At 72.4% G+C, this 23,904-nt stretch carries 21 protein-coding genes and 1 tRNA gene; 13 read left to right on the forward strand and 9 right to left on the reverse strand.

All coding sequences use genetic code 11. The features are described 5' to 3' along the window. Positions 1-175 precede the first annotated feature (175 nt). From ACIRPK_RS08190 to ACIRPK_RS08205, 4 genes are all read left to right on the forward strand, one after another. Complete coding sequence (locus ACIRPK_RS08190) at positions 176-2,347, forward strand: ATP-dependent DNA helicase UvrD2 (RefSeq protein ID WP_403035131.1); 2,172 nt, start codon at positions 176-178, stop codon at positions 2,345-2,347. A 117-nt stretch (positions 2,348-2,464) separates the two neighbouring features. Beyond that, positions 2,465-3,040 (forward strand): hypothetical protein, encoded by a 576-nt coding sequence (locus ACIRPK_RS08195; protein ID WP_403034696.1) that lies wholly within the window; start codon positions 2,465-2,467, stop codon positions 3,038-3,040. A 165-nt stretch (positions 3,041-3,205) separates the two neighbouring features. Further along, positions 3,206-3,568, forward strand: a complete 363-nt coding sequence (locus ACIRPK_RS08200; RefSeq protein ID WP_403034699.1) for a WhiB family transcriptional regulator — start codon at positions 3,206-3,208, stop codon at positions 3,566-3,568. Between the two features lie 149 nt (positions 3,569-3,717). Beyond that, positions 3,718-3,963: a hypothetical protein gene (locus ACIRPK_RS08205; RefSeq protein WP_403035134.1), complete on the forward strand. Its 246-nt coding sequence runs from the start codon at positions 3,718-3,720 to the stop codon at positions 3,961-3,963. Positions 3,964-4,060: 97 nt separating this feature from the next. On the opposite strand, the gene ACIRPK_RS08210 is transcribed toward ACIRPK_RS08205, so the two are convergent. Next, a complete protein-coding gene (locus ACIRPK_RS08210; protein ID WP_403034702.1) occupies positions 4,061-5,413 on the reverse strand; it encodes an ABC1 kinase family protein in 1,353 nt (450 codons plus the stop codon). 239 nt (positions 5,414-5,652) lie between these two features. Further along, entirely contained in the window at positions 5,653-6,750 is a 1,098-nt protein-coding gene (locus ACIRPK_RS08215) for a ThiF family adenylyltransferase (protein WP_403034704.1), read from the reverse strand. A gap of 195 nt (positions 6,751-6,945) precedes the next feature. Here ACIRPK_RS08215 and ACIRPK_RS08220 point away from each other — a divergent pair, with 195 nt between their 5' ends. Further along, the gene (locus ACIRPK_RS08220) at positions 6,946-7,599 is read left to right on the forward strand and encodes a M48 family metallopeptidase (protein WP_403034706.1); all 654 of its coding nucleotides are present in this window, start codon (positions 6,946-6,948) and stop codon (positions 7,597-7,599) included. 43 nt (positions 7,600-7,642) lie between these two features. Here the strand turns inward: ACIRPK_RS08220 and ACIRPK_RS08225 are convergent, their stop codons facing one another. Both ACIRPK_RS08225 and ACIRPK_RS08230 read right to left on the reverse strand, forming a co-directional pair. Next, complete coding sequence (locus ACIRPK_RS08225) at positions 7,643-8,215, reverse strand: NUDIX hydrolase (protein WP_403034709.1); 573 nt, start codon at positions 8,213-8,215, stop codon at positions 7,643-7,645. Beyond that, positions 8,212-9,720, reverse strand: a complete 1,509-nt coding sequence (locus ACIRPK_RS08230; protein WP_403035136.1) for a zinc-dependent metalloprotease — start codon at positions 9,718-9,720, stop codon at positions 8,212-8,214. The genes ACIRPK_RS08225 and ACIRPK_RS08230 overlap by 4 nt, the downstream gene beginning before the upstream one ends. Positions 9,721-9,900: 180 nt before the next feature. Here ACIRPK_RS08230 and ACIRPK_RS08235 point away from each other — a divergent pair, with 180 nt between their 5' ends. From ACIRPK_RS08235 to ACIRPK_RS08250, 4 genes are all read left to right on the forward strand, one after another. Next, positions 9,901-11,049: an NAD-dependent epimerase/dehydratase family protein gene (locus ACIRPK_RS08235; protein ID WP_403034712.1), complete on the forward strand. Its 1,149-nt coding sequence runs from the start codon at positions 9,901-9,903 to the stop codon at positions 11,047-11,049. Between the two features lie 153 nt (positions 11,050-11,202). Continuing rightward, positions 11,203-11,643: a molybdenum cofactor biosynthesis protein MoaE gene (locus tag ACIRPK_RS08240; protein WP_403034715.1), complete on the forward strand. Its 441-nt coding sequence runs from the start codon at positions 11,203-11,205 to the stop codon at positions 11,641-11,643. A 151-nt stretch (positions 11,644-11,794) separates the two neighbouring features. Continuing rightward, on the forward strand, positions 11,795-11,977 hold the full coding sequence (locus ACIRPK_RS08245) for a hypothetical protein (RefSeq protein WP_403034718.1): 183 nt from the start codon (positions 11,795-11,797) through the stop codon (positions 11,975-11,977). Between the two features lie 43 nt (positions 11,978-12,020). Beyond that, a complete protein-coding gene (locus ACIRPK_RS08250; RefSeq protein WP_403034721.1) occupies positions 12,021-13,103 on the forward strand; it encodes a PDZ domain-containing protein in 1,083 nt (360 codons plus the stop codon). A gap of 63 nt (positions 13,104-13,166) precedes the next feature. On the opposite strand, the gene ACIRPK_RS08255 is transcribed toward ACIRPK_RS08250, so the two are convergent. Continuing rightward, a complete protein-coding gene (locus ACIRPK_RS08255; RefSeq protein ID WP_403034723.1) occupies positions 13,167-13,727 on the reverse strand; it encodes a PPA1309 family protein in 561 nt (186 codons plus the stop codon). Between the two features lie 166 nt (positions 13,728-13,893). Here ACIRPK_RS08255 and ACIRPK_RS08260 point away from each other — a divergent pair, with 166 nt between their 5' ends. From ACIRPK_RS08260 to ACIRPK_RS08270, 3 genes are all read left to right on the forward strand, one after another. Next, positions 13,894-16,788: a UPF0182 family protein gene (locus tag ACIRPK_RS08260; RefSeq protein ID WP_403034725.1), complete on the forward strand. Its 2,895-nt coding sequence runs from the start codon at positions 13,894-13,896 to the stop codon at positions 16,786-16,788. Positions 16,789-16,842: 54 nt separating this feature from the next. Further along, positions 16,843-16,916, forward strand: a tRNA-Met gene (locus tag ACIRPK_RS08265). A 336-nt stretch (positions 16,917-17,252) separates the two neighbouring features. Then, entirely contained in the window at positions 17,253-19,178 is a 1,926-nt protein-coding gene (locus ACIRPK_RS08270) for a tetratricopeptide repeat protein (protein ID WP_403034727.1), read from the forward strand. Positions 19,179-19,488: 310 nt separating this feature from the next. Here ACIRPK_RS08270 and ACIRPK_RS08275 read toward each other — a convergent pair whose 3' ends face one another. Continuing rightward, the gene (locus tag ACIRPK_RS08275) at positions 19,489-19,899 is read right to left on the reverse strand and encodes a Fur family transcriptional regulator (protein ID WP_403034730.1); all 411 of its coding nucleotides are present in this window, start codon (positions 19,897-19,899) and stop codon (positions 19,489-19,491) included. 118 nt (positions 19,900-20,017) lie between these two features. Between ACIRPK_RS08275 and ACIRPK_RS08280 the strand changes: the two genes are divergently transcribed. Further along, positions 20,018-21,496 carry a catalase gene (locus ACIRPK_RS08280; RefSeq protein ID WP_403034733.1) on the forward strand — a complete coding sequence of 493 codons (1,479 nt, stop codon included), beginning with the start codon at positions 20,018-20,020 and terminating at the stop codon, positions 21,494-21,496. Positions 21,497-21,556: 60 nt separating this feature from the next. On the opposite strand, the gene hisN is transcribed toward ACIRPK_RS08280, so the two are convergent. From hisN to rsgA, 3 genes are all read right to left on the reverse strand, one after another. Further along, positions 21,557-22,354 carry a histidinol-phosphatase gene (hisN, locus tag ACIRPK_RS08285; RefSeq protein ID WP_403034735.1) on the reverse strand — a complete coding sequence of 266 codons (798 nt, stop codon included), beginning with the start codon at positions 22,352-22,354 and terminating at the stop codon, positions 21,557-21,559. 61 nt (positions 22,355-22,415) lie between these two features. Continuing rightward, a complete protein-coding gene (locus ACIRPK_RS08290) occupies positions 22,416-22,739 on the reverse strand; it encodes a DMT family transporter (RefSeq protein WP_403034738.1) in 324 nt (107 codons plus the stop codon). 106 nt (positions 22,740-22,845) lie between these two features. After that, entirely contained in the window at positions 22,846-23,901 is a 1,056-nt protein-coding gene (gene rsgA / locus ACIRPK_RS08295) for a ribosome small subunit-dependent GTPase A (RefSeq protein ID WP_403034741.1), read from the reverse strand. Between the last annotated feature and the right edge of the window lie 3 nt (positions 23,902-23,904).

The raw sequence follows: 23,904 nt of genomic DNA on the forward strand, positions 1-23,904 counted from the left end.
TCGGCGAGCTGATTATCCGTTGAGCGGGCGGGGCCTGTGGACAACCCGGGCGGGAACGTCGGTCCGCCCTGCGAGGATGGACGGCATGCAGGAAGAGCTCTCAGGTCTCCCCGGCCGGTACGACACCCCCTACGGCACCGCCTACGGCGACCCGGCGCCCAGCGGCGCCGACGCGGTGCTGGCCGGGCTCGACCCGGAGCAGCGGGCCGTCGCGACGGCCCTGCACGGCCCGGTGTGCGTGCTCGCGGGCGCCGGCACCGGCAAGACCAGGGCGATCACCCACCGGATCGCGTACGGCGTGCGCAGCGGCGTCTACCAGCCGCAGCAGGTGCTCGCGGTGACCTTCACCGCCCGCGCCGCCGGGGAGATGCGCGGCCGGCTGCGCCAGCTCGGCGCCGAGGGCGTGCAGGCGCGGACGTTCCACTCCGCCGCGCTCCGTCAGCTCCAGTACTTCTGGCCGCGCGCGATCGGCGGCGAGGTCCCCCGGCTGCTGGAGCGCAAGGTCCAGCTGGTCGCCGAGGCGGCCGGGCGCAGCGGCCTGCGGGTCCAGCGCACCGAGCTGCGCGACCTGACCAGCGAGATCGAATGGGCCAAGGTCACCCAGATCGTGCCCGACGACTACCCGGCCGCCGTGCTCAAGACCGGCCGCGAGGCCCCGCGCGACCCGGCCGAGATCGCCCGGGTCTACGCCACCTACGAGCAGTCCAAGCGCGACCGCGGCGTGATCGACTTCGAGGACGTGCTGCTGCTCACCGCCGCGATCCTGGAGGACCGGCCGGAGATCGCCGGCCAGGTCCGGGCCCAGTACCGGCACTTCACGGTGGACGAGTACCAGGACGTCTCCCCGCTCCAGCAGCGCCTGCTGGACCAGTGGACGGGCGGCGGCGCCAGCCTCTGCGTGGTCGGCGACGCCAGTCAGACGATCTACTCGTTCACCGGCGCCACCCCCGACTACCTGCTCAACTTCCGGGCCCGGCACCCCGAGGCCACCGTGGTCAAGCTGGTCCGGGACTACCGCTCCACCCCCCAGGTGGTGCACCTGGCCAACGGCCTGCTGGCGAAGGCGAGCGGCCAGGCCGCCCAGCACCGGCTGGAGCTGATCTCGCAGCGCGAGGCGGGCCCGGAGCCGGTCTACGCCGAGTACGTCGACGAGCCGACCGAGGCCGAGACCACCGCCCGGGAGATCAAGGCGCTGCTCGCCAAGGGCGTCCGGGCCAGCGAGATCGCGGTGCTGTTCCGGATCAACAGCCAGTCCGAGGTCTACGAGCAGGCCCTCGCCGACCTCGGCATCTCGTACCAGCTCAAGGGCGCCGAGCGGTTCTTCGAGCGCCCCGAGGTGCGGGACGCGGTGATGCTGCTGCGCGGCGCGGCCCGGGCCGGCTCCGACCCGCTGACCGCCGACGCGCCGGACTTGGCGGGCCAGGTCCGCGCGGTGCTGGCGAGCCGGGGCTTCACCCCCGCGCCGCCCGCCGGTTCGGGCACCGTGCGGGAGCGCTGGGAGTCGCTGTCCGCGCTGGTCCGGCTCGCCGAGGAGTTCGAGGCGGCCCGGCTGACGGCCGGTCAGATCGCTGACCTGGGGGCGTACGTGGGCGAACTCGACGCGCGCGCGGCCGCCCAGCACGCCCCCGCGGTGGAGGGCGTCACGCTCGCCTCGCTGCACGCCGCCAAGGGCCTGGAGTGGGACGCGGTCTTCCTGGTCGGCCTGACCGAGGGCACCCTGCCGATCATCTACGCGAAGACCGACGAGCAGGTCGAGGAGGAGCGCCGGCTGCTCTACGTCGGCGTCACCCGGGCCCGGCTGCACCTGTCGCTGTCCTGGGCGCTGTCCCGCTCTCCGGGCGGCCGGGCCAGCCGCAAGCCCACCCGCTTTCTGGACGGCCTGCGGCCGGGCTCCAGCGCCTCCGGGCCGCGTGGCAAGGGCGGCCGCGGCGGGGTCGAGTTCGGTGCCGAGCGGTCCGCCGCCCGCAAGGTGCGCGGCCCGGTCAAGTGCCGGGTCTGCGACCGCACGCTGACCGACGCGGTCGAGCGCAAGCTCCGCCGCTGCGAGAGCTGCCCGTCGAACATGGACGAGGCGCTGTACGAGCGGCTGCGCGAGTGGCGCTCGGTGCAGGCCAAGAAGCAGGGCGCCCCGGCCTACGTGGTCTTCACCGACGCGACCCTGATGGCGATCGCCGAGGACGTCCCGGCCGGCGAGCGCGAGCTGGCCGTGATCTCGGGCGTGGGTGCGATGAAGCTGGACAAATACGGGGCCGCCGTGTTGTCGTTGTGTGCCGGGGAGGAGCCCGTGGACGAGTCCACGGACGAACCCCTCGACGAGACTCAGGGGGAGTCTGAGGAGTCGGCCTGAGCCGCTCCCGAGAGCCGCCCGGGGCGCTCTTCGAAACTCGCCGGAAAAATAGTTTGCGCGCCGTACATGCGGCGCAATAGCCTGCCGGAGCGGTCAAGGGGACGAGATCGCGAGGCCGTGAGGGTCTCGCTTTCGCGCGCCTGCCGGTACTACCGCACCATCTGCACGACCCGCACCACCCGCATCACCAGCACGACCGACCATCATCCGAATATCGGGGCCCGGGAGACCAGGCACCGCGAGCGCCGAGAGGAGGCGAAGACAGTGGAAACCAAGACGATCACCAACCTGACTGGCCAGACCGTCATCGCCATGCCTTCGTGCGCCCTCTCGCAGGTCGGCATGCTGAGCGGTCCGGGTCTCAACGGCACCGGTGTCTCCGGCGTTGTCAGTGGTCTCGGCCTTAATGGCCTGGGCAACGGCAGCTTCGGCACCTCCGTCGAGACGGGTCTGTCCCTCACCGGGGCGACGTTCGGCGGCGGTCGCGGCATTCCCAGCGTCCGACCGCTCATGGCATCGAAGGCAGCAGCTGCGGCCGCCAAGCATGGCGACTATGCGCAGCAGGCCGACGGTGCCGGAGCCGCCGATCAGCAGGACGAGAAGCAGAAGAAGGCCATGGCCGCCCTGGTGGCTGCCGAGGCCGTCCGGATGTGGGCCTTCCGCGGCCCTGAACCCTGGAGAGATCAAACCTGAGTCAGCCTCAGGTCGAGCCTCCAGGGCCGCGGAACCCGTCTACACCGGGATTCGCGGCCCTCTTGTTTTGTCCGGTACGTCAGATCCACCCAGGTCCTCCGGGACCTCCGGCCAGCCCCACCAGTCAGCTGGCCGGATCCACAGCAGAAGACGAGGAAGACGCCAGTGTCCACGGTCATCACACCGCCACTCCCGTCCGTACCGACAGACATCACCAAGGCCGACCAGGCCGATCCACCGGAGGTTTCTCTCATGCAGCTCACCCCGCTTGACCAGGCCGAGGTCAACGGCCAGCCCATCCCGTGTCGCGCCTTCGACCCGGAGGTCTTCTTCGCCGAGACCCCGGCGGACGTCGAGTACGCGAAGTCGCTGTGCGGCACCTGCCCGGTCAAGGACGCGTGCCTGACCGGTGCGCTGGAGCGGCGTGAGCCGTGGGGCGTCTGGGGTGGCGAGCTCTTCGTGCAGGGCGTCGTGGTGGCCCGGAAGCGGCCGCGTGGCCGTCCGCGCAAGACCGAGGTCGTGGCGTGACCGCCGCGTCCGGTGCGGTGACCGTCCGTCGGGGTGAGCAGCCCCCGCTGGACAGTGCACTGCGCAACTCGGTCCGCATCGCGGCCGCCAAGGCCGATGCCGCCCACTCCCGTCCGTTCCCGAGCACGCACCACGAGCAGGACCACCACATGACCGCCACCGCCGCCAAGCAGACCGTCCGCCTCGAGCAGACCAACGAACTTCTGATCCAGAACAGGACCCGCGAGATGCAACTCATGCAAGAAACCCTGGCCCGCGCCCATATGCAAGAACGCCTCCAGGAGGCGGAGCACCAACGGGTGGGCGAGCGAGTCGCCCGGGCCGCCCGACTGGTGCGGCGGGCCGAACGTGCTTCGCTGCGAGCCCGCAAGGCGCTCGCCGTCGCCCTGATGTGAGACCTGACGGAGTAACAGCTCGACCCCCGTGACGACGATGGCCGCCCCACCGCAGTGGGGCGGCCATCGTCGCGTCGTCGCGGGGTCTGCCGGGGCGTCAGCTGCCGGTGGGCTCGTCCACCGGGTGGGCGAAGCCGGGCAGCCACTCCAGCATCTCGGCCCGGAACGGCGCGTTGGCGCCGAGCTGGCAGAGCACGCCGATGGTGCTCAGGGTGACCCGGTGGATCAGCAGGTAGGCCGGCGGCAGGTTGAGCTGCTTGCCGAGGTTGTACGCGGGGGACCGCGGGTCGGCGATCCGGGCCGCCTGGGCCCGCATCCAGGCCCGGGTGAAGTGGAAGGTCTCCACGGTGGCCGGCTCGATGATCGGCAGCAGGTAGTCGAGCACGGCGGCCGGGTCGAGCTGGATCGCGGGCTTGACGAAGCCCTCCTCGCGGAGCATGTCCAGCACGCCGTCGGCGTCGCCGGCCAGTGCCATCCGGAGCGAGTCGCCGATCGGCGCGGGCAGGCCCTCGGGCAGCCGGTCGACGGTGCCGAAGTCCAGCACGCCGAGCCGCCAGCCCTCGACCGGGCCCTCGTCCTTGATCAGCCGGAAGTTGCCCGGGTGCGGGTCGGCGTGCAGCAGGCCCGTCCGGGACGGCCCGGCGAACAGGAAGCGGGCGAGCAGCTGCCCGGCCCGGTCGCGCTCCTGCTGGGTGCCGCCGGTGATCACCTCGGACAGCGGCGTGCCGTCCAGCCACTCGCTGATCAGGATCTGGTCGGCCTGGGCCACCACGCCGGGCACGGTGATGTCCGGGTCGTCGGCGAACTCCTCGGCGTGCCGCTGCTGGGCCGCCGCCTCCAGGGCGTAGTCCAGCTCCTCGGCCACCCGCGAGCGCAGCTCGGTGATCAGCGGCTTGATGTCGAGGCCCGGGATCAGCGGGCCGAGCAGCCAGGCCACCCGGCTGAGCTGGGCCAGGTCGGAGAGCAGCGCGTCACCCGCTCCCGGGTACTGGAGCTTGACGGCGACCACCCGGCCGTCGTGCCAGACCGCGCGGTGCACCTGCCCGATCGAGGCGGCGGCAGCCGGGCGGTTCTCGAAGCTGCGGAACTTCTTCCGCCAGTTCGGGCCGAGCCGCTCGGCCAGCAGCGAGTGCACCTTGCCGGCGGGCATCGGCGGGGCCGCGTCCTGAAGCTTCGTCAGGGCGGCCCGGTAGGGGCCGGCCACCTCCTCGGGCAGCGCGGCCTCGAAGACCGACAGCACCTGCCCGAACTTCATCGCCCCGCCCTTGAGCTTCCCCAGGGTGGCGAAGAGCTGGTCGGCGGTCTGCTGCTGCAGCTCCGCCGTGACCTCGTCGGCCGGCCGGCCGCCGAGGCGTTTGCCCAGGCCGAGCGTCGCCCGGCCGGCGAAGCTCAGCGGGAGCGCGGCGAGCCGGGCGGTGCGGGAGACGGCCTTGCGCGGAATCTCAGACATGAGCTGCCCCCCGAGCGGTCCGGTCGGTGTTTCCGCCGCCCGGAGCCCGTGTCGTGGTTTGAGTAGCGGTGGCCTGCTGGTGCAACGCCGTGGGCGGTCCCGTCCGGGCGGCCGCCTGACGCGGAAGATCGCTCACCTCAGGGCCTCCCAGCTCCGAGTCCCACCGCGGGACGTGTCACTGGCCATTGTGCCCGCTCCCCGATCCGGCTCCGCCGGGGTTGCCCGGACCTTGGCACCGGCTACACCTCCGGCCGCTGCTCGGGCGGCCCGGAGGGCCAGGTGCAGCCGCAGGCCGGGTGGGTGGGCAGGCGCAGACGGCGGGTCATCCCGTCGGCGGCGGAGATCTCGCACCAGCCGTCCACGCTCGGTGGCCGGACACCGTCCAGGTAGAGCTCGACGTGCAGGGCGGCCAGCCCGGCGACGGCGGTGGCCAGGGCGCTGTCGCAGGCGGGGGTGCGCGGTCGGCCGGGGCCGTCGGCGCCGAGCTGGGCGAGCAGCCGGGGCCAGGCCTCGTCCTCGTCGCGGCGGGTCAGGGTGGCGCAGGAGCCGCAGGCCGAGGCGCCGGGCAGCACCAGGGGCCCGACGATGCCCAGGTGCTCCAGCACGCCGACGTACAGGTGCGGCACCCCGGCCCGCATCAGCCGGTGGGTCTCGGCGGCGATCCCGGTGAAGGCACCGGCGCCGTCCCGGGGCGCGAGCACCACCAGGGCGGGCGGTGCGGCCTCCTCGGGCCGGCGGGGGCGCTGCCGCTCGCCGACGGCGCCGGAGGCGCGGTGCACCACCTCCCGGGCCGCGGTGGCCCGGAGCCGCCCGATGTCGGTCGGTGGATAGCCGGCGGGGGAGCAGTCCCGGGCGGTCACCCGGCCCTGGTCGGCCAGGGTGACGCCGCCGACGCCCCCGGCGGCCAGCACCGCCCCGAGGGCGGCGCCGACCCGCCCGGCGCCGTGGATCTCCACCCGGGCGGTGGCCCGGCCGCGGAGCACGGCCGGGGCCTCGCCGGGATCCGGATGCACCAGGGAGAGTGACGCCAGGTCAGGCCCGAGCAGCTCCTGCCGGGCCTTCGGGAGGCTGTCCAGCAGCGCCCGGCCGGCCTCGGCGTCGTCCAGCAGGCCGCCCTCGGCCAGCGAACCGAGCAGCTGCTCGGTGACCTCCCGGCCGAGCCCGAGCCGCTCGCCCGCCTCCAGCAGGGCGGGCCGCTCCCGGCTCCCGTCCAGCAGCTCCAGGAAGGCGGCGACCGGTTGACTGACCTGTTCCACCACCCGGGCGTGCTGGCGGACGGTGCCGAACTGCAGGGTGTCGTGGTCGCGCCACAGACGCGAGAGAGCGGGCTTCACCATCGGGCGCACGACGGCCTCCGGTCGGAGCGGGTACGGCGGGCTGGTGGAAGCATGCCCGATCCGGGCACCACCGCGCTGGGCGCTGTCCACAGGCGGGGAGTGCTTGTCGGACGATCGTTCTGCACAGCCTGTGGACAACTTTCCGGACCCGAGGGCCGGGACGGCTGTCAGGGGCAGCGGGTAACGTCACCTGCCATGGCGGCCGATCGGGATTCCCTTCCTCCGGCGTCGCCGCGCCGTGCCCGGGCAGCGTCCGGGCCGGGAGCCGCGACGCCCACCACGCGTACCCGGGCGGACGGGGCGGCCGAGCTGCCGGCCGTGCCGGCGCCGGGCGGGGGCGCGGTCGAGGTCCGGCGCAGCGCGCGCCGCAGCCGGACGGTCTCCGCCTACCGCGAGGGCGATCGGACGGTGGTGCTGATCCCGGCCCGGATGTCGGGGGCCGACGAGCAACGCTGGGTGGCCCGGATGCTCGACCGGCTGGCCGCCCAGGAGAGCCGCAAGGTGCTCGGCGACGACGCGCTGGCCCGGCGCGCCGCCGAGCTGTCGGCCGAGTACCTCGGCGGCCGGGCCCGGCCCGAGGTGGTCCGCTGGGTGACCAACCAGAACTCCCGCTGGGGCTCCTGCACCCCGGCCGAGCGCAGCATCCGGCTCTCCCACCGCCTGCAGGGCATGCCCGAGTACGTGGTCGACTACGTGCTGCTGCACGAGCTGGCGCACCTGCTGGAGGCGAGCCACGGCCCGCGGTTCTGGGCGCTGCTGGCGGCCTACCCGCGCACCGAGCGGGCCCGCGGCTACCTGGAGGGCGTGGCCGCCGCAGCGCAGCTGCCGCACGCCCGGGGCGCCGGCTGAGCACTCCGGCGGTGGCCGGGGCTCGCGACGGCCGCCGCCGGGGTCACCGACCCTCGGTCAGTTTCCGGGCCAGCGCGACGAGTTCGCGCACCGACCCGTCGGTCAGCTCCGGCAGCTGGTCGTAGTCGAACCAGCGCAGGTCGAGCGACTCCTCGCTGATCAGCTCCCGCGCCCCGGCCGGGGCCAGCGCGACGTACTGGACGTCCAGGTGGGTGTTCTCCGGCCGGTCCTTGCCGGTGCAGCGGACCTGGTGCCGGTCCAGCTTCACCGGGACGGCCGCGCCGTCGAGGGTGAGCAGCTCCAGGCCGGTGATGCCGGACTCCTCGGTGGCCTCGCGCAGGGCGGCGGCGGCCAGCGTGGCGTCGCCGGGCTCGCAGTGGCCGCCCATCTGCAGCCAGCGGCCGACCTTCGGATGGAGCGTCAGCAGCACCCGGTCGGCCGACGGGTCCACCACCACCGCGCTGGCGGTGATGTGGGCGGGCAGGCAGGCCCGCCACATCCCGTCCGGGCGGTCGGCCAGGTGGTCGAGGTAGTCGAGCCGGAGCCGGTCCTGCCCCGGGTCGGACCCCGACCAGGAGCGCAGCGTCCGGACGGCGTCGGCGTGCAGCTCGGTCACTTGCCGGGCTCCTCGTCCTTGCCCGGGGTGCCCTCGGCGCCGGGAGCGGTGCCCGGCTCGGGGTCCTTGGTGCCCTTGGCGGCCTCGCCGAGCAGCTTGTCCAGCTCGGTGAAGTCGATGCCGCCCTCGGCACCGTCGCCGGAGCCGCGGTGCACGAAGCCGTCCGGGTCGTCCAGGTCGGCGGCGGTGGGCAGCATGTCGGGGTGCTCCCAGAGCGCGTCCCGGCCGTCGACGCCCCGGGCGTCGGCCAGTGAGGCCCAGAGCCGGGAGGCGTCCCGCAGCCGGCGCGGGCGGAGCTCCAGGCCGACCAGGGTGGCGAAGGTCTGCTCGGCCGGTCCACCGGCCGCCCGGCGGCGGCGGACCGTCTCGCGGAGCGCACCGGCCTGCGGCAGGTGCGGTTCGGCGGCGGCGTGCACGACCGCGTCGACCCAGCCCTCGACCAGCGCGAGCGCGGTCTCCAGGCGGGCCAGCGCGGCCTTCTGGGCGGGGGTGTCCTCGGGCTGGAGCAGGCCGTTCGCCAGGGCCTCCTGGAGCGCCTCGGGGTTGCTCGGGTCGAGCTGGCCGACCAGCTCCTCCATCCGGGTGGTGTCCACCTTGATGCCCCGCGCGTACGCCTCGACGGCGCCGAACAGGTGCGCCCGCAGCCACGGCACGTGGGCGAACAGCCGCTGGTGGGCCGCCTCGCGCAGAGCCAGGTAGAGCCGGACCTCGTCGACCGGGATGCTCAGGCCCTCGCCGAACTCGGCGACGTTCTGCGGCAGCAGGGCGGCCTTGCCGGCCGGGGCGAGCGGCAGGCCGACGTCGGTGGAGCCGACCACCTCGGCGGCCAGCGCGCCCAGCGCCTGGCCGATCTGGGTGCCGAACATCGCGCCGCCCATCGAGCGCATCATGCCCATCAGCGGGCCGGCCATCGCCTGCATCTCCTCGGGCAGCACGCCGCCCATGGCGTTGCCGACCCGCTCGGCGACCGGGTCGACCAGGTCCTTCCAGACCGGCAGGGTGGCCTCGATCCACTCCGCCCGGCTCCACGCCACGGCGGTGCCCGCACCGGACGGGAACTCGGTGGCGGAGTCCAGCCAGAGGTCGGCCAGCCGGACCGCCTCGGCCACGGCCGAGCGCTCGGTGGCGCTCACCGAGCGGTCCTTGGTCTTCCCCTCGGGCTGCTCGGCGACCACGGTCTGCCGGGCGATGTCGCGGGCGAGGTCCCAGTTGACCGGGCCGCCGTCGAACGAGAGCATCTGGCCGAGCTGCTGGAACGCCGCGCCGAGGTCGTTGGGATTCAGACCGCCCAGCATCGCCCCGAACGGATTGTCGCCCGAGGCCCCGCCGGGAGCGCCGGGACCGCCCATCCCGAACAGCGCGCCGAACGGGTTGGCCCCGCCGAAACCGAACGGCTGCGGCGGCGTGGGCTCCGCGCTCTCGTCCTTGTTCTCCTTGTCGCGCTTGGCCTTGCCGTCCTCGGGCTCCTCGGGAGGAACGCCGAATCCGAAGGGGAGGTCGCTCACGGGGTCCTCGATCTGATCGGCCGTCACGCGCGTGGTGTGGCGGGGGTCTGCGCGCCCGGGAAGGGCGTCGGCCGCGCGGCCCGATCGCGCCGGGTGCACCGCCGGGGCCGCGCCTCGGGCAGGATGGTCGGTACGTGACACTCGTACGTACGCACATAAGCTAACCGTGGAGGATGGCCGGTGAGTTCCCCGCCTTCGGACGTTCGCTCTGGGCTGACCGGAGGTGAGGACGCCCCAGCTGCCGCGGGTTCGCCGTCTCCAGCCTACGGCGGCAAGCCGCTCACCGTGGCCGTCACGGGCGCCGCGGGGGTGCTCGGTGAACGGGTCGCCGCGCGCCTGGTCGGCTCCCCCGGAGTGCGCAAGGTGCTCGCGCTGGACGACCGGCGCGGTGACGTGCCCGGGGTGCAGTGGCGGGTGCTGGACATCCGCGATCCGGCCGTGGCCGAACGGCTGACCGGCGTGGACGTGGTGGTGCACCTGGCGATGGACCTCGGGATGGAGACCGACGCCCGGGCGCGCAGCGCGTACAACGTGCGGGGGGCGCAGACCGTGCTGACGGCCGCCGCGGCGGCCGGGGTGGGCCGGGTGGTGCTGTGCACCTCGGCGATGGTCTACGGCGCGCTGGCGGACAACGAGGTGCCGCTGGCCGAGTCGGCCGAGCTGCGGGCCACCGAGGAGGCCTCGCTGGTCGGCGACCTGCTGGAGATCGAGCGGCTGGCCCGCCGCGCGCCCCGGGCGCACCCGGGGTTGCAGGTCACCGTGCTGCGCCCGGCCGTGGTGGTGGGTCCCGGCATCGACACCGTGCTGACGAGGCACTTCGAGGCGCCCCGGCTGCTGGTGGTGGCGGGCTCCAGGCCGTGCTGGCAGTTCTGCCACGTGGACGACCTGGCGGCGGCGTTGGAGTACGCGACGCTCGGCCTGGTCGAGGGCGAGGTGACGGTCGGCTGCGACGGCTGGCTGGAGCAGGAGGACGTCGAGCAGCTGTCCGGCATCCGCCGGATGGAGCTGCCGGCCGCGCTGGCGCTCGGTACGGCGGCCCGGCTGCACCGGCTCGGCCTGACCCCGGCCCCGGCGGGTGACCTCGCCTACACGATGTACCCGTGGGTGGTCTCCGGGAGCCGGTTGTACGAGGCGGGCTGGCGGCCCGCGTACACCAACGAGCAGGTGCTGGGCGAGCTGCTGGCGCAGGTGGCCGGCAAGCACGCGGTGGCCGGGCGCCGACTGGGCGGCAAGGAGGCCGCGACCAGTCTGGGGGCGGCGGGTGCCACGGTGGCGCTGATCGGGACGGCGGCGCTGGTCCGGCGGGCCCGGAAGAGCCGCCGGATCTGACCGGTAAGGGGGCGTGCGGCTGGGGCCGTGCGCCTGTTGCTCGGCGCCCTCCGCACCCGGGGTGGAGCCGCCTGTTCCGCCTGGCGGAATGGCCCAATCGTGATGCGGAAACCCCTTGTCGCGGACCCCGGGGGATGAGGAATCATGGTGACCATGTCCGAGAACCACGACCCGATCCGTCTGCTGGCCATCCGCGAGACCCCGCTCTCGCTGGACGAGGTGTACGAGGCGGTGGGCGACGACGCGGCCGGCGGCACCACGGTCTTCGTCGGCACGGTGCGCGACCACGACGGCGGCAAGTCGGTCGCGGCGCTGGAGTACAGCGCCCACCCGACGGCCGAGCAGGAGATGCGGCGGATCGCCGAGAAGATCGTCGCCGAGTTCCCGGTCCGGGCGCTGGCGGCGGTGCACCGGATCGGCCGGCTGGACATCACCGACAAGGCGGTGATCGTCGCGGTCTCCTGTCCGCACCGGGGCGAGGCGTTCGCGGCCGCCCGTCGGCTGATCGACGACCTCAAGCACGAGGTGCCGATCTGGAAGCACCAGGTCTTCACCGACGGCGAGGAGGAATGGGTCGGCGCGGGCTCCTGCTGACCCGCCCCGGGACCCGTTCGGTCGCATCCGGTCATACGAATACTTCTCAGTGGTGAGCGAAATCGTCGTGCCGTAACCCGAATGGCGCTGCTGCCGTTGGGTAGCCGGGTGGTTAATCTGCTCATACGAACGACGAGCTGGGAGTACGGACATGGCTGCGCTCGCCTGGTTGATCATTCCTGTGGTGGCGGCACTGGCCGCCATGCTCTGGGCCGGCTGGGCCGCCCGCACCCCGAGGGCCACCGGAGACCCCGCCTCACTGGCCGAACACCAGCGGTTCAGGGCCGCGATGGAGCGCAGCACGGGCTCCCCGGCGGAGCCCGGGAAGCGGTGACCCGAGCGGCGCGGTGACGGCCCCGTCCCGTACTGTCGGTCCCATGCCACGCCGCTCCGCGACGATGCTCGCCGCCACCCTGCTGCTCATAGCACTGCTCTGTGCGTCGGTCCTGATGAAGGTGCCCTACACGGAGATGAGCCCGGGTCCGACGTACAACACGCTCGGGACGCAGGAGGACGACGGGAAGCCGGTGATCCAGATCACCGGGCACGAGACCTACCCGACCTCCGGGCACCTCAACATGACGACCGTCCAGGTGACCGGGGCGAAGTACGAGCCGAGCCTGGTGTCGGCGGTGATCGGCTGGCTGCGCGGGGACGTGCTGGTGGTCCCGCACGAGAACGTCTACCCCGAGGGGCAGACCGACCAGGAGGCGCAGCAGCAGAACGCGGAGGAGTTCGCCTCCTCCGAGGACAGCGCCAAGACCGCCGCGCTCAACCAGCTCGGCATCCCGGTCGGCACCCAGGTGGTGGTCAAGTCCGTGGTGGCTGGCGGCCCGTCCGAGGGCAAGTTGCACGCGGGGGACCGGATCGTCGCGGTGGACGGCACCAAGGTGACCACGGCCGAGCAGGTGGCCGAGCAGGTCACCAAGCACCAGCCGGGCGAGACCACGGTCTTCACGATCGTCCCGAAGGACCGCGGCGGGGCCGCCGCGACGGCGGCCGACGAGGTCCAGGTGCCGTTGGTGACCGGGAAGGCGACGGACGTGAACCGCGCCGTGGTCGGTATCCGGCCGGACGTCGAGCACACCTACCCGTTCAAGATCGACATCGGGCTGCAGGACGTCGGCGGCCCGAGCGCGGGCCTGATGTTCTCGCTCGGCATCGTGGACAAGCTGACCCCGACCGACCTGACGGCCGGCAAGTTCGTCGCGGGCACCGGGACGATCAGCGACGACGGCAAGGTCGGCCCGATCGGCGGCATCTCGATGAAGCTGATCGCGGCCCGGGACAAGGGCGCCGAGTACTTCTTCACCCCGGCCGACAACTGCGCCGAGGCCGCGAAGAGCACGCCGAAGGGCCTCCGCCTGGTGAAGACGGAGACCCTGGACGGTGCGCTCAAGTCGCTGGAGCAGATCCGGGCCGGGCAGGGCGCGGCGCTGCCCGGCTGCGCCGTCGGCTGACGGTCGGTCAGCGAATCAGTCGGTCGGCGGGTCAGCGGGCCGGCGGGCCGGCGGGTCAGTCGGTCAGGAGAAGGTGGCGAGCAGCGCCTCGGTGAGGCCGGGCACCAGGTCGGGGCCGGTCAGCACCTCGCGGGCGACGTCCTTGGAGCGCAGCCGGAGCGCGATCTCCTTCTTGCCGTCGCGCAGCACCGCCGCGGTGATCCGGACCTCCTCGCGGGCCGGGTGGTTGGCCGCCCAGTCGGCGAGCTGGGCCTCGGTGGCGTTCTTCGGGCGGCTGTGCTCGGCGCCCGGCGGCAGCATCTGACGCTCCACCACCAGCGCGCAGCCGACCACCTGGTCGGGCCAGGCGATGGTGCCGAGGAACTTGTCCAGCTCCATCCCGGCGGGCAGCTCGTCCTGCTCGATCACGGTGAGGTCGCCGGGCTTCTCGTCGGTCAGGCCCAGCTGCTTGGCCAGCTTCGGGTCCTGCTTGCGCAGCGCGGCGCTGTCCACCAGGGCGAACAGCCGGGTCGGCAGGTCCCAGCCGAGGGTGGCGGCGTACTCGTCGATCTCCAGCGCGGCGCGGGTGAGCGGGGTGGCGGCGGGCGGCTTGCCGCCGGCCAGGGCATCAAGTGCATCGGACATGCCCCAATCCTCACACGTGCGGCGCCGACACCCGGTTCGGCCCACCCGGGCCGCGAACTCGTGGTGAACCGTGGGAACTCAGGTAAAGACCGATTAAGTTGCACAGGAGACCGGACCCAGACCGACCCACACACGACACAGCAGAGGTGCCACCTTGGTATTCCAGATGCCGGACCGCCCGGGAGGCCCGGGCTTCCGCGCCAGAGTCGGCCCGCCCTCCCGGCGCACCCGAGTGCTCCTGCTGACCGCAGGGGTGCTGGCGGTGCTCTTCCTGCTGTTCGTGATGTTCGCGGGCCTGTGGACGGACTGGCTCTGGTTCAAGTCGGTCCGCTACTCCTCCGTCTTCACCGCCCAGCTCTGGACCAAGGTCGGCCTGTTCGCCGTCTTCGGCCTGGCGATGGCGGTGGTGGTCGGCCTCAACACCTGGCTGGCGTACCGTCTCCGGCCGCCCCTGGCCGCGATGTCGGTCGAGCAGCAGAGCCTGGACCGCTACCGGATGGGCATCGCCCCGTACAAGAAGTGGCTGCTGATCGCGGTCTCGCTGCTGGTCGGCCTGGTGGCCGGGGCGGCGGCGTCCGGGCAGTGGCGGACCTGGATGCTCTGGACCAACCAGACCTCCTTCGGGGTGAAGGACAGTCAGTTCCACCTGGACGTCTCGTTCTACGCCTTCGAGCTGCCCTGGTACGAGTTCCTGCTCGGCTTCGCGTTCAGCGCGGTGATCGTCTCGCTGCTGGCCTCGGTGGTCGTGCACTACCTGTACGGCGGCCTGCGGTTGCAGGGCCCGGGCCGGAAGGCGAGCACCGGTGCACAGGGCCATCTGGCCGTGCTGCTGGGCCTGTTCGTGCTGCTGAAGGCGGCCGCGTACTGGCTGGACCGGTACGCGCTGGCGGTCAAGTCCGGCGCGTACAAGGGCGTGGACGGCTGGACCGGCCTGCGCTACGTGGACGCCAACGCGTTCCTGCCGGCCAAGACCATCCTGTTCTTCGTCGCGATCATCTGTGCGGCGCTGTTCTTCCTCACCCCGATCCGGAAGACCTGGGCCCCGGCCCTGATCGGCTTCGGGCTGATGGCGCTCTCGGCGGTGCTGATCGGCGGGCTCTACCCGGCGATCGTGCAGCAGTTCCAGGTCAAGCCGAACGAGCAGGCCAAGGAGACGCCGTACATCCAGAAGAACATCGACGCCACCCGGCAGGCGTACGGCATCGCGGACAGTCAGACCCAGGCCTACGCGCCGAAGGCGTCGACCAACAGCGACGCGCTGAAGGCGGACGCGCAGACCATCTCGGACATCCGCCTGCTGGACCCGAACGTGGTCTCGCCGACCTTCCAGCAGATCGAGCAGCAGCGCTCGTACTACAAGTTCCCGAAGACGCTGGACGTGGACCGGTACGGGAACGGCCAGGTCGGCGGCCAGGACACCGTGATCGGCCTGCGCGAGCTGAACCTCGCCGGGGTGCAGCAGCGGAACTGGATCAACGACCACTTCAAGTACACCCACGGCTACGGCGTCGTCTCGGCCAAGGGCAACCAGGTCAACGACAAGGGCCAGCCGGTCTTCACCGAGTCGGGTCTGCCGTCCACCGGTTCGCTGGGCGACTACCAGCAGCGGATCTACTACGGCGAGGAGACCAAGACCTACTCGATCGTCGGCGGCACCAACGAGGAGATCGACTACTCCACCGACGCCGGTGACAAGCAGTACAAGTACACCGGGGACAGCGGCGTCTCGCTGAACAACCCGTTCACCCGGGCCGCCTACGCGGTGCGGTTCGCCGAGCCGCAGATCCTGTACGCGGGCGCCATCACCGACGGCGCCAAGGTGATCTACGACCGGACGCCCAAGGAGCGGGTGGAGAAGGTCGCCCCCTGGCTCTCCATCGACGCCGACCCGTACCCCGTGGTGCAGGACGGCAAGCTGGTCTGGGTGCTGGACGGCTACACCACCTCGGACGGCTACCCGTTCGCCTCCAAGACCACCCTCGGCGACGTCACCAAGGACTCGCTGACCGACCAGCGCGGGCGCACGCTCACCTCGGTCAACAAGGTCAACTACATCCGGAACTCGGTGAAGGCGACCGTGGACGCCTACACCGGTGAGGTGACGCTCTACCAGTGGGACGACGCCGACCCGGTGTTGAAGACCTGGATGAAGGCGTTCCCCGGCACGGTCAAGGCCAAGGCGGACATCCCGAGCACCCTGGTGCCGCACCTGCGGTACCCGCAGGACATGTTCAAGGTGCAGCGCGACCTGCTCGGCCAGTACCACATGACGGACGCCAACTCCTTCTTCAACGGCACCGACATCTGGCAGGTCCCGGTCGACCCGACCACCAACACCGGTGCGGTGCAGCCGCCGTACTACATGACGGTCCGGATGCCCGACCCGGCGGTGACCCAGGCGAGCTTCTCGCTGACCACCACCTTCGTGCCCAGCAAGCGGGACAACCTGGCGGCCTTCATGGCGGTCAGCGCCGACCCGGGGCCGGAGTACGGGAAGATCCGCATCCTCAAGGTGCCCGGGGACAGCAACACGCTCGGGCCCAAGCTGGTGCAGTCGCAGTTCAACTCGAACACCGACGTGGCCAACAAGCTCAACACGCTGAAGATCGGCGGTGACTCCGACATCGAGTACGGCAACCTGCTGACCCTCCCGGTCGGCGGCGGCCTGCTCAACGTCGAGCCGGTCTACGTGCGCGGGCGCGGCGCCGACTACCCGGTGCTGCAGAAGGTGCTGGCGGTGTACGGCAACGACAACGTGGCCTTCGAGAACACCCTGGAGGAGGCGCTGAAGAAGGTGCTCGGCAACGCCACCACGGTGACGCCGACCACCCCGACGGCGCCGACCACCCCCGGCACCACGCCGACCACGCCCACCACCCCGACCACGCCGGGGACGGTCAACGCCGAGCAAGCCAAGGCCATCGCGGACGCCCAGAAGGCGTTCAACGACGGCGAGGCGGCGCAGAAGGCCGGCGACTGGGCCAAGTACGGCGAGGCCCAGAAGGCACTGAAGGCCGCGCTGGACGCCGCCGCCGCGGCGAGCCAGCAGAAGACCGGCTGAGCTACGGCGGTTAACGAGCTGCTCCACCCCCGTGTTATGGTTGGGACACAACGACGCGGGGTGGAGCAGCTCGGTAGCTCGCTGGGCTCATAACCCAGAGGTCGCAGGTTCAAATCCTGTCCCCGCTACTCTGAACCGAAGGCCCGGAGATTCTTCTCCGGGCCTTCGGTGCTTCCTTATTGAGGGCGCTCACCCGTGGTCCGCTCCGGTACGATGCGTGCCCGGGGTTTGTGGGGGTCAAGTGTCGGGAAATCGACAAAGCGCTGAAGCAATCTCGCCGGGCTTCGGCCCGCCCCGCCAAAACCTGGCCGGGGCAGGTGTACGCGGGTTGCGGGTGATGCGACGATGGACCACATGGGGGATGCCGTAGGGCAGTTGACTCCCTTGGCCATGGGGAGTCGGCACCGACTGATCCGACACGTCCCCGGCGGGTGCCGCAGCACTCGGGGGGAGCAGGAGTCGGCATGAAGCTGATCGGCAGGAACGATCCGGGCAGTGGGGGCAAGGCCGCGGGGGCGGCCGACACCGAGGCGTGGGCGCAGAGCGAGGACACCGGCACGGCCCTGCCCGCGCAGCGGACCGGCGGACTGACCGTCACCCGCGCGGACGCCGGGTACGGCCCCGACAGCCTGGTCCGGGTCTCCGCCGGCGAGTTCGCGCCCGCCGCCGGCAGCTACGCGCCGCAGTCCGCCGATCCCGCGCCCGACCGGGACAGCTTCGAGACCGCGCTGGCCGCCCGCGAGCAGGCCGCGCTGGAGTCGAGGCACCGTCAGGCCGCCGACCAGGGCGACCCGAACGCCGCCAGCCAGCTCGGCGCGCTGCTGCTCCGCCGGGGCGACCTGGCCGACGCCGAACCGTACCTGCGCACCGCCGCCGCCGCCGGGCTGCGGGCCGCCGCCAACAACCTGGGCGTGCTGCTGCACCAGCGCGGCCACCGGGCCGAGGCCGCCCAGTGGTGGCGGCACGCCGCGGTGGCCGGCTCCGCCCCGGCCGCGCACGCGCTCGGTCTGCAGCTGCGCGACCAGGGCGAGGAGGAGGCGGCCGAGTACTGGCTGCACTTCGCCGCGGAGCACGGCCACCCGCTCGGGGCGTACGCCCTGGGCGATCTGATGGAGCATCGGCGCGACGTGCGCGCCGAGCGCTGGTTCAAGGTGTCTGCCGACGCCGGCCACCGGGAGGCCGCGTACCGGCTGGCCCGGATGCGCGAGGCGGCGGGCGACAAGGACACCGCGGAGACCTGGTACCGGACCGCCGCCGCGCGCAGCCACGCCCGTGCGGCGCTGCGGCTCGGGGTGCTGCTGGAGGAGCGGGGCGACCTCGACGAGGCGGCGCGCTGGTACCGGCAGGCGGCGCAGAACGGTGAGCCGCGCGCGGCCTGCGCGCTCGGCTTCCTGCTCCGCGACGCGGGCGACCTGGCCGCCGCCGCCGAGTGGTGGCAGGAGGCCGCCGAGGCGGGCGACGGCAACGCCGCCAACGCGCTCGGCGCGCTGCACGCCGGGCGGGGGGAGGCCTTCGACGCCGAGCGCTGGTACCGCGCCGCCCTGGAGGCCGGCGACCAGAACGGCGCGTTCAACCTCGGCCTGCTCTGCGCGAGTGCCGGGCGCGAGGCCCAGGCCGAGCAGTGGTACCGGCGCGCGGCGTACGCCGGGCACCGGGAGGCGTGCAACGCGCTGGCCGTCGTGCTGCTCCAGCGCGGCGACGAGTCGGGCGCCGAGCCGTGGTTCTCCAAGGCCGCCGAGGCCGGCAGCGTGGACGGCGCCTTCAACCTCGGGGTGCTGCACGCCGGGCGCGGCGAGCAGCAGCAGGCGCACGAGTGGTACGCGCGCGCTGCCGCCGAGGGGCACGGCGAGGCCGCGCTGCAGCTGGCGGTCGCCCTGGAGCAGCGCGGGCAGCTGACGGGCGCGCTGGAGCGCTACCGGCAGGCGGCGGCGGGTTCGTCGGCGGAGGGCGCGTTCCGGCTCGCCTCGCTGCTGGACCGGCGCGGTGACGCGGACGCCGAGGCCGAGCACTGGTACGCGGTGGCGGCCGACGCCGGGCACCGCCGGGCCCAGGTCCGGATGGGCGTGCGGGCCGCCGAGCGGGGCGCCCTGGAGATCGCCGAGAGCTGGTACCGACGCGCGGCCGAGGCCGGCAGCCGGAGCGCCGCGTTCAACCTCGGGCTGCTGCTGGCCCGTCAGGACGAGGAGGCGGAGGCGATGGTCTGGTACACCCGCGCCGCCGACGCCGGCCACGGCCGGGCGGCCCTGCGCCTCGCCCTCCTCGCCCTCCGGCGGGGGGAGCCGGTGCAGGCGGAGAACTGGTGCCGCCGCGCCGCCGACCACGGCCCCGCCGAGGTCACCGAACGCGCCTCACGCCTGCTGGGCGCCCTGCACTCCGAACTCAGCGCCTGACACCGACTTTTGGCAGGTGCCTCGGACCTACGGTCAGGGGCTCGGGGCTGTGCTGTTGTGCGGCTCCGCCGCGCGGGCGCACGTGGTGCACCACCAGGGGCTCGGGGCTGTGCTGTTGTGCGGCTCCGCCGCGCGGGTGCACCTGGTGCACCACCAGGGGCTCGGGGAACTGCGACGCCGGCTTCGGGAATGGTGATCCGTTCAGGGGTGGGCAGGCACCTTCGCGGTGACCCCGGCGCCAGATCTCCTCGCAGTTCCCCGAGCCCCTGGACAGTGCAACCGAGCGCCCGGCGAAAAGCTGGGCGCCTGCCTAGGTGCAGTCCGGACAGAGGCCCCGGTAGGTGACCTCCGCGCCGGAGATGACAAAGCCGAAGCGTTCCCCTGCCGGGAGGGCGGCGATCAGGTCACCCTGGGGGTGGACGTCGCGGATGGAGCCGCAGCCGGAGCAGATGAGGTGCTGGTGGGCGTGCCGGGCGTTGGGGTCGTAGCGCTTGGCGCGGCCGTCCGTGGCGACCTCCATCACCTCGCCCAGGGAGACCATCTCGCCGAGCGTGTTGTAGACGGTGGCGCGGCTGATCTCGGGCAGCACCGAGACCGCCCGGGCGTGCACCTCGTCGGCGGTGAGGTGGACGTGGTCGCCGTCGAGGACCTCGGCCACGACACGACGCTGCGAGGTGAGACGCCAGCCGCGTCCGCGAAGTCGTTCCAGCAGGTCACTCATGGGGACAGGGTAAGCCACGTTCTCGACTTGGTTCCAGTGTTGACTTAGACAAAGTCCAAGCTAGGATCGAGCCAATACTTAGGCACGGTACGACCGGATGCGCGGAGGCATACCCGACATGACCACCCAGGACGAGCTGCGGCCCACGTTGACGACGGAGGCCGGTGCCCCGGTCGCCGACAACCAGAACACCGAAACCGCGGGCATCGGCGGTCCGGCCCTGATCCAGGACCAGCTGCTGTTCGAGAAGCTCGCCCACTTCAACCGGGAGCGCATCCCGGAGCGCGTGGTGCACGCCCGCGGCGCCGCCGCCTACGGCACCTTCACGCTGACGGCGGACGTCTCCGCGTACACCCGGGCCGCGTTCCTGTCCGAGGTCGGCAAGCAGACCGAGACCTTCCTGCGGTTCTCCACCGTGGCGGGCAACCTCGGTTCGGCCGACGCGGTGCGCGACCCGCGCGGCTTCGCGCTGAAGTTCTACACCGAGGAGGGGAACTACGACCTCGTCGGCAACAACACCCCGGTGTTCTTCATCAAGGACGCCATCAAGTTCCCGGACTTCATCCACACCCAGAAGCGCGACCCGTACACCGGCTCGCAGGAGGCGGACAACGTCTGGGACTTCTGGGGCCTCTCGCCCGAGTCGACCCACCAGGTGACCTGGCTGTTCGGCGACCGCGGCATCCCGGCCTCCTACCGGCACCTGGACGGCTTCGGCTCGCACACCTACCAGTGGCAGAACGAGGCCGGCGAGTACTTCTGGGTGAAGTACCACTTCAAGACCGACCAGGGCATCAAGAACCTGACCGCCGAAGAGGCCGCCAAGCTCGCCGGTGAGGACCCGGACAGCCACCAGCGCGACCTGCGCGAGGCGATCGAGCGCGGCGAGTTCCCGAGCTGGACGGTCAGCGTGCAGATCATGCCCGCGTCCGAGGCGGCGAACTACCGCTTCAACCCGTTCGACCTGACCAAGGTCTGGCCGCACGCGGACTACCCGCTGGTCGAGTTCGGCAAGCTGGAGCTCAACCGGAACCCCGACAACGTCTTCGCCGAGGTCGAGCAGTCGATCTTCTCCCCGGGTCACTTCGTGCCGGGCATCGGCCCGTCGCCGGACAAGATGCTCCAGGGCCGCCTGTTCGCCTACGCGGACGCGCACCGCTACCGGGTCGGCATCAACGCCGACCACCTGCCGGTGAACCGCCCGCACGCCACCGAGGCGCGCACCAACGCCCGGGACGGCCACCTGTACGACGGCCGCCACGGCCGCGCTAAGAACTACGAGCCGAACAGCTTCGGCGGTCCGGTCGAGACCGGCCGTCCGCTCTGGGCCGCCGTGCCCGTGACCGGTACGACCGGCAACACCGAGGCGCCCTCGCACGCCGAGGACAACGACTTCGTCCAGGCGGGCAACCTCTACCGCCTGATCACGGAGGAGGAGAAGCAGCGCCTGATCGCCAACCTCTCCGGCTTCATCGCCAAGGTCTCGGCCGACCGCGAGGACATCGTCGAGCGCGCGATCAACAACTTCCGCCAGGCGGACGCCGACTACGGTCAGCGCCTGGAGGACGCCGTCCGCGAGCTGCGCAAGCAGAAGTAACGGCACCTCAGACCGCGGGCCCCGGAGACGTCAGTCGTCTCCGGGGCCCGCAACCATGGGTCAGAGGCTGAGCTTGCGCAGGGTCTCCTCGTGCAGCAGGCCGTTGGAGGCCACCGCGTCGGCGCCGTTCGGGCCGTCGATGCCGTCCAGACCGGTGAACCGGCCGCCCGCCTCCTGCACCACGATGCACGGCGCGGCCATGTCCCACAGGCTCAGCTCCGGCTCGGCGGCGATGTCCACCGCGCCCTCGGCGAGCATCATGTACGACCAGAAGTCGCCGTACGCGCGGGTGCGCCAGCAGGACCGGGAGAGGTCCAGGAAGGCGTCCAGCCGGGCCCGCTCCTCCCAGCCGGTGAGCGAGGAGTAGGAGAGCGAGGCGTCCTCCAGCCGGGAGACCGAGGAGACGTGGATCCGGCTCGCCTTCGCCAGGCTGCGGCCGGCGTACGCGCCCAGGCCCTTGGCGGCCCACCAGCGGCGGTGCAGGGCCGGGGCCGAGACGATGCCGACCACCGGGTGCTGCTCGCCGTCCGGGCCGACCTCCAGCAGCGAGATCAGGGTGGCCCAGACCGGCACGCCCCGGACGTAGTTCTTGGTCCCGTCGATCGGGTCGACCACCCAGCGGCGCGGGCCCGAACCCTGCAGGCCGAACTCCTCGCCGAGCACCGCGTCCCGCGGGCGGGCCCGCTGGAGCACGCTGCGCACCAGCTCCTCGGCGGCCTTGTCCGCGTCGCTGACCGGGGTCAGGTCGGGCTTGGTCTCGACCTTGAGGTCCAGCGCCCTGAAGCGTTCCATGGTGATCGAGTCGGCCGAGTCGGCGAGGACGTGGGCGAGTCGGAGATCGTCGTGGTAGTCGGCCATGCCCGAACCCTAACGAGCGTCCACGGATCCGGACAGTTCGGCTCGCGAATTGGACGGGCCGTCAGTGCCCGGAGCCGCTCAGCTGGAGCCCGATCACGCCCGCGATCACCAGGCTGATCGAGACCAGCTTGAGGGTGGAGGTGGTCTCGTCCATGAAGACCATCCCGTAGACGGCCGTCCCGGCGGCGCCCAGGCCGGTCCACACCGCGTAGGCGGGGCCGACCGGCAGGGTCTTGAGCGAGAGGGTGAGCAGACCGAAGCTGCTCAGGGCGAAGACGCAGAAACTGACGGTGGGCCAGAGCTTGGTGAAGCCGTCGCTGAGTTTCAGGTTGATCGCGAAACCGGTCTCCAACAGTCCGGCGATGATCACCAGGGCCCATGCCATCGGAGCCGACTCCTGTCCCCTCGGAGGGCCGGACCGACTGGTCCGACCTTCCTATGATCACCGCGCGGGGGCCATCCGACACTTCTGACGGGCCGAAAGACTCCGGTCAGTCACCTTCCCGCGCCTCCTTCGAGGAGAGCAGCCGGCGGAGCGAGTACAGCCTGGCCTGCTCGGCGTGGCCGTCGGCGACCCAGGCGTCCAGGGCGCAGTCCGGCTCGTCGTGGCTGCACGCGCGGGGGCAGCCCTCGGTGCCGGGCTCCAGGTCGGGGAAGGCCAGGATGACCCGGGACGGGTCGATGTGGGAGAGGCCGAACGAGCGGAAGCCGGGCGTGTCGATCACCCAGCCCGGGTCGAGCGCCTTCTTGGAGCCGGGCTTCGCCCCGGGTGGCGGCGGCAGCCGCAGCGCCAGCGCCGAGACGGTGGTGTGCCGCCCCCGGCCGGTGACCGAGTTGACCACGCCGGTGGACCGCTGGTGCAGCGGCACCAGCGCGTTCACCAGGGTGGTCTTGCCGACACCGGAGTGCCCGATGAAGACGGTGGCGAGCCCGCGCAGGCGCTCCCGGACCGCCTCCGCCCCCGCGGTCTCCAGCTCGTCCCGCCGGGTCACCACGTAGTCGATGCCGAGCGGCGCGTACGCCTCCAGCAACGGCGCCGCCGAGGCCAGGTCGGACTTGGTGAGCACCAGCAGCGGCCGCATCCCGGCGTCGTACGCCGCCACCAGGCAGCGGTCGATCAGCCGGGGCCGGGGCTCCGGGTCGGCCAGCGCCGTGACGATGGCCAGCTGCTGCGCGTTGGCCACCACGATCCGCTCGTACGGGTCGTCGTCGTCGGCGGTGCGGCGCAGCACCGAGCTGCGCTCCTCGACCCGGACGATCCGGGCCAGCGTGTCCACGTCGCCGGAGAGGTCGCCGATCACGTGCACGATGTCGCCGACCACCACGCCCTTGCGGCCCAGCTCGCGCGACTTCATCGCGATCACCTGGCGCTCCTGCTTGGTGCCCGCCTCGACCAGGCAGGTCAGCCGGCCGCGGTCGACGGTCAGGATCATCGCCTCGGCGGCGTCCTCGTGCTTGGGCCTGATCCTGGTCCGCGGCTTGGAGCCCTTGCGGCCCGGGCGGTTGCGGATGTCGTCCTCGTCGGCGTCCTTGCCGTAACGGCGCATGTC

The organism is Kitasatospora sp. NPDC101801 (assembly GCF_044766665.1).
Lineage (GTDB): Bacteria > Actinomycetota > Actinomycetes > Streptomycetales > Streptomycetaceae > Kitasatospora.